Raw genomic sequence first — 7,091 nt, 5'->3', positions numbered from 1 at the left:
CAGTCGCAGATCGAAGCCTACGACGCCTGGAACTGGGAGCAGCGCGTGGAAGAAACGCTGCAGCGCCTGCACCTGGACCCGCAAGCCGTGGTCGGCACGCTGTCGGGTGGAACGAAAAAGCGCGTGGCCCTGGCCCAGGCGCTGGTCACGCGCCCCGACGTGCTGCTGCTCGACGAGCCGACCAACCACCTTGATCTGGACGCCATCGAATGGCTCGAAGGCCTGCTGGTCGATTTCAAGGGCAGTGTCATCACCATCACCCACGATCGCAGCTTTCTGGATGCCATCGCGACGCGCATTGTCGAGCTCGACCGCGGCACGCTGCGCTCCTACCCGGGCAATTTCGCGCAGTATGTGCTCCAGAAGGAAGAGCAGATGGCGCAGGAGGCGGTGATCAACGCCAAGGCCGACAAGCTGCTGGCTCAGGAAGAAGTCTGGATACGCAAGGGCGTGGAAGCGCGCCGCACGCGCAGCCAAAGCCGCATCGGTCGCCTGGAAGTGCTGCGTGACAACCGCAACAGCCGGCGCGAGAAGCTGGGCAGCGTCAATATGGACATCGCTTCCGGCAAGGGCGACGGCTACCAGGGCAAGATCGTTGCCGAATTGCAGGAAGTCAGCAAGTCGTTTGGCGACAAGCTGATCGTGAAGAACTTCACTGGCACCATCCTGCGCGGCGACAAGGTCGGCCTGATCGGCCCCAACGGCGCGGGCAAGACCACGCTGCTGCGCATGATCCTGGGCAGCCTGCCCGCCGACAGCGGCACCATACGCCAGGGCGGCAACCTGCAGATCGCCTACTTCGACCAGATGCGCCATGCGGTCGATCTGGACGCCACGCTCGAGGACTTTATCAGCCCCGGCAGCGAATGGATCGAGATCGGCAACCAGCGCAAGCATGTCAAGAGCTACCTGAGCGACTTCCTGTTCTCACCCGCGCGCGCGCGTTCGCCCGTGCGCTCGCTGTCCGGCGGTGAGCGCAACCGCCTGCTGCTCGCGCGTCTGTTCGCGCGCCCGGCCAATGTGCTGGTGCTCGACGAGCCGACCAACGATCTGGACATCGATACCCTCGATCTTCTTGAAGACCTGCTGGCCAACTATGACGGCACGGTGTTCCTGGTGAGCCATGACCGTACCTTCCTCGACAACGTGGTGACCAGCACCATTGCCTATGAAGGCGACGGCCTGTGGCGCGAATACGAAGGCGGCGTGCAGGACTGGCTCGAGCAGTCGCGCCGCAGCAAGGCCCTGGCCGCATCCCAGGCCAAGCAGGCGGCCAGGCAACCTGCGCCAGCACCCGCCGTTGCCGCCGCGCCCGCGCCTGCCGCGGCACCAGCCAAGCGCAAGCTCAGCTACAAGGAACAGCGCGAACTGGAACAGTTGCCCGAACAGATCGCGGCGCTGGAAGCAGAGCAGAAGTCTATCCAGGGTGAACTGGCCGACGGCAGCATCTACGCCAAGGACGCAGCGCGCGCCGCAACGCTCGCCGCGCGCGACGCCGAGATCGACGAACTGCTGATGGACGCGCTCGACCGCTGGTCCAAGCTGTCCGCCTGAGCGCGAACAGACCGAAAAAAAGGAGCCTAGGCTCCTTTTTTTATGGGGCGTGCATCGCGATCAGATGCGGTGATGCGCGTTGCCGCTGCGCAGACGCGTGAGCAGCGCCGGGGCAATCTGCGTCAACGGCAGCACTTCGTCGGCCGCGCCATGCGCGATGGCTTCGCGTGGCATGCCGAAGACGATGCAGCTGGCTTCGTCCTGCACGTAGTTGTAGCTGCCCGCGAGTTTCATCTCGCGCATTGCGACCGCGCCGTCGGCACCCATGCCGGTGAGCATCACGCCCACCGCATTGCGGCCGGCGCTGGCGGCGACCGAACGGAACAGCACCTCGACCGACGGCTTGTGGCGGTTGACGGGGGGAGCGTCGTCGACCACGGCCACATAGTTGGCACCGCTGCGGTTGATGGAGAAATGCTTGCCGCCGGGTGCGATGTAAGCGTGACCGGGCAGGATGCGCTCGCCGTTCTCGGCTTCCTTGACCTTGATCTGGCACAGGCTGTTGAGCCGCGCTGCGAAACTGGTGGTGAAGCCCGGAGGCATGTGCTGGGTGATCACGATGGCCGGGCAGTCGGCCGGCAGATGGGTCAGCACTTCGCGTATGGCTTCGGTGCCGCCCGTGGATGCGCCAATGGCAATGATCTTCTCGGTCGACAGGCGGCCGAGCATGGCCGCGGGTGCGGCGGGCGCTGCCTGGCCGGGCCGCGCGGACGCGCCGCCGCTCTGGGCCGCAGCGCCGGAGTTGGCGGCAGCCAGCGTGCGGTGCACGCGCGCCACCGCAGCGACGCGGATCTTGTCGACGATCTCGGTAGCCAGATCGTTCAAGCCGTTGGCCACGCCTACGCGCGGCTTGGCGACGAAATCGACCGCGCCGAGCTCCAGCGCCTTCATCGTGACTTCGGCACCGCGCTCGGTCAGCGTGGAGATCATCAGCACCGGCATGGGGCGCAGGCGCATCAGCCGACCCAGAAAGTCAATACCGTCCATGCGGGGCATTTCCACATCGAGCGTGATCACGTCTGGGTTCATCTCGCGGATCATCTCGCGCGCGATCAAGGGATCGTTGGCCGTGCCTATGCACTCCATATCAGTCTGTCGATTGATGATCTCGGACAAAAGACTGCGCACCAGCGCAGAGTCGTCGACCACAATCACACGTGTTTTCCTGTTCATTCGCTCTGGTCCTATTCAAAACAGGTCGACCGAGCCGCCTGCCGTCGTTCGCGCCAAGGTGGCGGCATTGCCGCGCAAGGCCTCCTGCGCCACCAGGGTTTCCGGGTGCGCATGGGCCAGGCGCTTGACCATGGCCTTACCTGTAGCGGGAAAGTACACCACCTTGCGGGGGTAGATATCAAGCACATCCTCGGAAACCAGAGGAATACGCTCCGTCTGCAAATATTGTTTGACAAATTCGGTGTTGCGTTCACCGACGTTCATCGTCGTGAAATTGTGCATGACCTGGCCACCGCCGAAAATCTTGGCCTGCATGGTTTCGCGCCGCGCACCGAGCTTGAGCATTTCGTTGATCAGCAATTCCATGGCGTACGAGCCGTAGCGCCCCGAGGAATCGCTCGAGTCGCTGTCGGGCAGCATGAAGTGATTCATGCCGCCGACATGCATGCGGCTGTCCCAAAGGCAGGCCGCGATGCACGAGCCGAGCACGGTGACGATCGCCATGTTCTCGTTGGCGACGAAATATTCGCCCGGCAACACCTTGACCGCGTTGTACTGGAAGTGCGGATCAAAATAGAAGAACGACGCCTGTCCCGGCCGGCGCGCGCGCGCGCGCAGGATTTCGAGCGACGAGGCAGGCGCGGGCGCCGCGGCCAGGTCGCTGCGCAGCGGCGCGATGCGCGGCGCACGGCGCCGGTCGGCGCTGGCGAGGTCCGCCCTGGAGCTTTCAGCGTCGTTCATAGACTGTCTTCCCACGCAAGGTGAACAGATCGCGCGACTCGCTGAAGTTTTCCGCGTGGCCGACGAACAGCATGCCGCCGGGCTTCATCACACGATGGATGCGCTCGAGCACGCGACGCTGGGTCGCAGCGTCGAAATAAATCATCACGTTGCGGCAGAACACCACGTCGAACGGATCGCGAAACGGCCAGTCGTCGCGTATCAGATTGACGCTGAGAAACTCTATCATCTGCTGCAGCTCGGGTTTGACCCTGGCCATGCCCGCATTCGATGCCTTGCCCTTGAGGAAGAAACGCTGCAGCCGTTCGGGCGACAGCCCCTTGAGGTTTTCGGCACGGTAGACCCCCGCGGCGGCCGAGGCCAGCACGCGCGAGTCGATGTCGCTGGCCCAGAGCTTGAACGTCGCCTTGGCACCCAGTGTCTCGAGCGCCGTCATGACGATCGAATACGGCTCCTCACCCGTCGACGCGGCATTGCACCATGCGCGCCAGGGCGTGCCCGCGGGCTTGCTGCGCAGGTGCGACGAGAGAATCTCGAAGTGGTGCGGCTCGCGGAAAAAAGCCGTGAGGTTGGTCGTCAGCGCGTTGACGAATTCCTGCCATTCAGGCCCGTCGTGCTTCTCGAGCCAGGAAAGATAGTCGCGAAAGCTCGCGTGCCCGGTCTCGCGCAGCCGGCGCGACAGCCGGCTGTAGACCATGGCGTGCTTGCCGTCGTGCAGGCTGATGCCGGCACGCTGGTAGATCAGCGCCTGCACGCGGGCGAAGTCCGCGTCTGCCCAGACGAATTCGCGGCCCTGCACCAGCGGGCTGCCGGCACTTTCCGCCGGATCCATGCCGGGTGCCGAAGGAAGGGTTGAAGTCTGGCGCATGGGTGCAGTCATGGAATCGCACGGGCCCGCAGGCACTGGCGGTTAGGGATAAGGCTCACTCGGTGGCCACCAGCCCCATGTCGTCGCTCGACATGAGCTTTTCGATGTCCAGCAGGATCAGCATGCGTTCGCCCACCGAGCCCAGGCCGGTGATGCTGCCGCTGTCGATCGCGCTATCGATATCAGGCGCGGAACGGATGGCATCGGCAGCCAACTCCATCACGTCGCTGACCGAGTCGACGACGATGCCGACGACACGCTGGTGCATGTTCAGGATGATCACCACGGTGAAGCTGTTGTACTCGGCCTGCGAGCAGTTGAACTTCAGCCGCATGTCCACGATGGGCACGATGGTGCCGCGCAGATTGACCACGCCCTTGATGAACGAAGGCGCATTGGCGATGCGCGTCGGCGGCTCGTAGCCACGGATTTCCTGGACCTTGAGGATATCGATGCCGTATTCCTCCTGGTCCAGACGGAACGTCAGGTATTCACGCGCGGCCGTACCCTCGGCCATCTTTCCCATCACGCTCATGATTGATCTCTTTCTTGTTGGATAGCAGCCAGAGCCTTCAGGCCCCGGCTTTCATGCGGATTGCCTTGCCGAACCATCAATAACGCACACGCCGCACGAGGCTGCCGGTATCCAGGATCAGCGCCACGGTGCCGTCGCCCAGAATGGTCGCACCCGAGACGTTGGGCACCTTGCGGTAGTTCGACTCGAGGTTCTTCACCACGACCTGGTGCTGGCCCAGCAGTTCGTCGACCAGCAGGGCCACGCGGTTGCCGTCGGATTCGACGACCACCATGATGGCGTTGGGCGCGCTGCCATTGGCGCGCGGCACTTCGAAGATGCGCTCGAGCGCGATCACCGGCATGTATTCGTCGCGCACCTTGACCAGCTGCGAGCCCTGGGCCACGGTGCTGATGTCATCGGCCTTGACCTGGAAGGACTCGACGACCGAGGACAGCGGCAGGATGTAGACCTCTTCGCCCACGGCCACGGACATGCCGTCCATGATCGCCAGCGTCAGCGGCAAACGCACCGCGACGCGCATGCCGACGCCCTGGGCCGACTCGATCTCGACCGAGCCGTTGAGCGCGGCAATGTTGCGCTTGACCACATCCATGCCCACGCCGCGGCCCGAAACGTCGGTCACGACATCGGCCGTGGAGAAGCCGGGCGCGAAGATCAACTGCCAGACATCGGCATCGGCCATCTGGTCCGACACGTCGAGGCCACGTTCGCGCGCCTTGGCGAGAATCTTCTCGCGGTTCATGCCGCGGCCGTCGTCGCGCACCTCGATCACGATGGAGCTGCCCTGGTGCGAAGCCGCGAGCGTCAATGTGCCCTGCTCGCTCTTGCCTGCGGCCAGACGCTCTGCAGGCGTTTCGATGCCGTGGTCCACGCTGTTGCGCACCAGGTGCGTCAGCGGATCGGTGATCTTCTCGACCAGGCCCTTGTCGAGCTCGGTGGCTTCGCCCAGCGTCTGCAGGTCGATTTTCTTGTCGAGCTTGCTTGCCAGGTCGCGCAGCATGCGGGGAAAGCGGCTGAACACCGTCGACATGGGAATCATGCGAATCGACATGACCGACTCCTGCAGATCGCGGGTATTGCGGTCCAGGTCGGCGAGGCCGGCCAGCAGTTGCTGGTTCACGGAAGCTTCGAGGCCGCGGCTGGTCTGGGCCAGCATGGCCTGGGTGATCACCAGCTCGCCAACCAGATTGATCAGCTGGTCGACCTTGTTGACGGCCACGCGGATGCTGGTCGACTCCATCTGTGCGGGGCTCGCGGCCCTGGCCGTGGGCTTGGCCGCGGCCGAGGCATCGACGGGCTGCGGCTCGCCGGGCGCGCCGCTGAAGAAACCATAGGCTTCGTGGGCCGGGGGATAGATCACGGCCTGCGCCACCACGTCGGGCGCGGCTGGTGCAGGCGCCGGCTCGGCCACGGCGGCAGGCGCTGCGGCCGCAGCGCCCGCGATCTGCACCTGCTCCTTGGAAACATGGAAAGCGAACAGATCGAGCAGGTCGTCATCGGTCGACGTCGTATTGACGCTGAACAGGCGACAGCCCTCATCGGCGCAGGGCAGGTCATTGATGGTGCCCAGGCCTGGAATATCGCGGAACAGCTCCTTGATCGAATCGGCGAGGTCCAGGCGCTCCAGCGGCCCGATGCGGATCTGCAGCGCGCGCGTGCCGTCGGCCGCGACGGGTACAGGCGCTGGCGCTGGCGCTGGCGCGGGCGCCGGGGCCATGACGGGAGGCGTGGTCGGCACGAACACTTCGGCGGCGGGTGAGGCGACGGCCGGCGCACCGGCTTGGCCCGCACCCGCGGCGAGTTCGCTGATGCGACGCACCAGATCGATCGTCGAGATGGCTTCGCCCACGCCGCCGGCCTGATGGCGTGCCAGCAGGCTGCGCGAAGCGTCCGCCGACTCGAGCAGCACATCGACCATCTGCGGGATGGGCGTGATTTCATGGCGACGCAGCCGATCGAGCAGCGACTCCATCTTGTGGGTCAGTTCCGCGACATCGGCAAAGCCGAATGTTGCCGAGCCGCCCTTGATCGAATGGGCGCAACGGAAAATGCCGTTGAGCTCTTCCTCGTCGGCGGCCGACAGATCCAGATTGAGCAGCATCTGCTCCATCTGGTCGAGGTTCTCGCCGGCCTCTTCAAAAAAGATCTGATAGAACTGGGTCAGATCGAAATCCGCGCCTGCGTCGTGCTGTGTATCCGCCATCTGGTTTCCTGTAT

At 64.5% G+C, this 7,091-nt stretch carries 6 protein-coding genes (1 of these 6 cut by a window edge); 1 reads left to right on the top strand and 5 read right to left on the bottom strand.

What is annotated here, in order from left to right:
- Positions 1-1,554, top strand: the 3' portion of a protein-coding gene (locus ACSVDO_RS02240; protein ID WP_489594757.1) for an ATP-binding cassette domain-containing protein. Its footprint begins 339 nt before the window's first position; 1,554 of the gene's 1,893 nt are visible here — the last part of the coding sequence; its start codon lies off the left edge, out of view; it ends in the stop codon at positions 1,552-1,554.
- Between the two features lie 60 nt (positions 1,555-1,614).
- Here ACSVDO_RS02240 and ACSVDO_RS02235 read toward each other — a convergent pair whose 3' ends face one another.
- The 5 genes from ACSVDO_RS02235 to ACSVDO_RS02215 form a co-directional block, all read right to left on the bottom strand.
- Entirely contained in the window at positions 1,615-2,727 is a 1,113-nt protein-coding gene (locus tag ACSVDO_RS02235) for a protein-glutamate methylesterase/protein-glutamine glutaminase (protein ID WP_332539022.1), read from the bottom strand.
- 15 nt (positions 2,728-2,742) lie between these two features.
- On the bottom strand, positions 2,743-3,468 hold the full coding sequence (cheD, locus tag ACSVDO_RS02230) for a chemoreceptor glutamine deamidase CheD (protein WP_332539021.1): 726 nt from the start codon (positions 3,466-3,468) through the stop codon (positions 2,743-2,745).
- Positions 3,455-4,336 (bottom strand): CheR family methyltransferase, encoded by an 882-nt coding sequence (locus tag ACSVDO_RS02225; RefSeq protein ID WP_442881528.1) that lies wholly within the window; start codon positions 4,334-4,336, stop codon positions 3,455-3,457. The genes cheD and ACSVDO_RS02225 overlap by 14 nt, the downstream gene beginning before the upstream one ends.
- Positions 4,337-4,391: 55 nt before the next feature.
- Positions 4,392-4,871 (bottom strand): chemotaxis protein CheW, encoded by a 480-nt coding sequence (locus ACSVDO_RS02220; protein WP_332539019.1) that lies wholly within the window; start codon positions 4,869-4,871, stop codon positions 4,392-4,394.
- Positions 4,872-4,947: 76 nt separating this feature from the next.
- Positions 4,948-7,077 carry a chemotaxis protein CheW gene (locus ACSVDO_RS02215; protein WP_489594756.1) on the bottom strand — a complete coding sequence of 710 codons (2,130 nt, stop codon included), beginning with the start codon at positions 7,075-7,077 and terminating at the stop codon, positions 4,948-4,950.
- Between the last annotated feature and the right edge of the window lie 14 nt (positions 7,078-7,091).

The sequence above is a fragment of the Comamonas sp. DB36 genome, from assembly GCF_057914905.1.
This window is presented reverse-complemented; position numbering and strand designations above follow the sequence as displayed.